The 1,674-nt window shown below is 31.7% G+C and carries 2 protein-coding genes and 1 pseudogene; all 3 read right to left on the reverse strand.

Annotated elements, in window-relative coordinates:
* Positions 1 to 250, reverse strand: a pseudogene (locus KE503_RS14280) (hypothetical protein); the annotation flags it as partial.
* Positions 251 to 341: 91 nt separating this feature from the next.
* Entirely contained in the window at positions 342 to 887 is a 546-nt protein-coding gene (locus tag KE503_RS14285) for a hypothetical protein (RefSeq protein WP_022374982.1), read from the reverse strand.
* 55 nt (positions 888 to 942) lie between these two features.
* On the reverse strand, positions 943 to 1,674 hold a 732-nt coding region (locus KE503_RS14290; RefSeq protein WP_249183094.1), incomplete at its 5' end, for an RHS repeat-associated core domain-containing protein.

Here is a 1,674-nt window from a genome sequence, read left to right on the forward strand (position 1 = left end):
TGTTGATACTCTCTATAAATTTTCCATTTCTATCAAATTTCTGAACTACTCCAAGAGTATTATTTCCAACATATAGATTTTCATTATCATCAATGATTGCCTGATTCCAAAAAAATGCATCTATTGGAACTGAGAATGACTTTTTTAAAATTCTTTGATTCGTATTTCCCAAATTTATATTGCATATTGTCTGCATTATAAATGTACTAATAAATAATAATAACATTATTATCCATATTTTAACTTTCATAATAATTAGTTTTCTCTTTCTTAAATTGTATTGGAATCAGGCTTTGTACCTGATTCCAATAATTATTTAGCATATCTATTTTTTTCTTCAATTAAAAACTTCTATTCACACCCCTTAATATTTCTATATCTTCTTCATCTACTCCCAAAAAAGAAATCGTATCTATATTTTCTTTTTTTAACACTGCCTCTCCATCTTCTTCTCCGTCTTCTGTCAACTTTGAAACAATCACTTTATTGCTGTCTAATTCTTTTATTGTTCCTTTAATTGGGCATTCATCATCTTCCACCATCTCAAATGATGTAATATATTCATTATTCATACATATTTGAAGTATATTATCTTCCAAATCACTGTTTTTATCTATCTCCAAATCGATATGTTTTTGATTCTTTTTATGATATAATTTTTCTATTTTTCTTTCGTATTTTCCTCCTGTCTCCAAATGCACAATACTGTCTAATTCTTTTAGAATATATCCATCTGCCAAACCATGTGGTGTTATATGTTTTATTAAAAATTTCTGTACCCCAACTGCATAAATATATCCTTCCAGAAATGTAGTCGAATCTGTTTCATCACAAAATATACTGACTATATTTTTATTTTGTTTCATCTTTATCACTTCATCAATCATACCTTGATTCCTCCACTATTATAATGCATATCAACATCATCAATTATATTAAATTTTACTTCCTAGATTTCCACCCCTTTTTCTGCTTTTTCTTTTCGCCTCCTTGATCTCTATTTCTTCTAGCATCTCCTTTTTCATGCTTTTCTTTATTAGCTTTTGTTTTATTAGTTTCATGTGGCGCATATTTTTTTATTCTATGCCTAATTGCTCTCGCTACAATCCACTTAAAAATAGTAGTTCTATGAGAAATTCTTCTTCCAGAGTATCTTGTCTTAGGACTATGCCATTTCCATGTAGAATAATATACATAAATCACTGTTCCACCAGCAAGTACCAATTTTACTAAATATGGAACAGCGATTGCAAAATGTCCACTAGGATCTACATAATTCACAGGATTATTAGCACAATAACCATACAAGTGTCCTGTATCAGGATCATCCACTTCTCCCCTATAACTATCCTCCGTCACAAACCGTCCATCTTCCGGATTATAATACCTTGCATTCAGATAATACAGTCCTGTACTCTGATCATAGATTCCTCCCGTATAACAAACCTCATTCTCTGCTTTGTTATCTCCATTGATCGTTGTCTGTCCAAAGTCTGTATACTGGTATGTTGCATCAGCACTTCCATCTTCTTTTACAAGACTTGTGGTACTTCCCTGGATATCTTTATGATACAACAGATAGTCCGTATGGTCACTTCCATATCTCTGTGTTGCAAGGATATTTCCATCGGTTCCGATCAGGTTCTGGGATGTCTGGATATTATCTCCATCGGT

The organism is Anaerostipes sp. Marseille-Q3525 (genome assembly GCF_018223505.1).
GTDB classification, from domain to species: domain Bacteria; phylum Bacillota; class Clostridia; order Lachnospirales; family Lachnospiraceae; genus Anaerostipes; species Anaerostipes amylophilus.

What these genes read in the sequence shown, in the direction of transcription:
- KE503_RS14285 (WP_022374982.1), bottom strand. Translation starts at nt 887, where the DNA reads ATGATTGATGAAGTGATAAAGATGAAACAAAATAAAAATATAGTCAGT.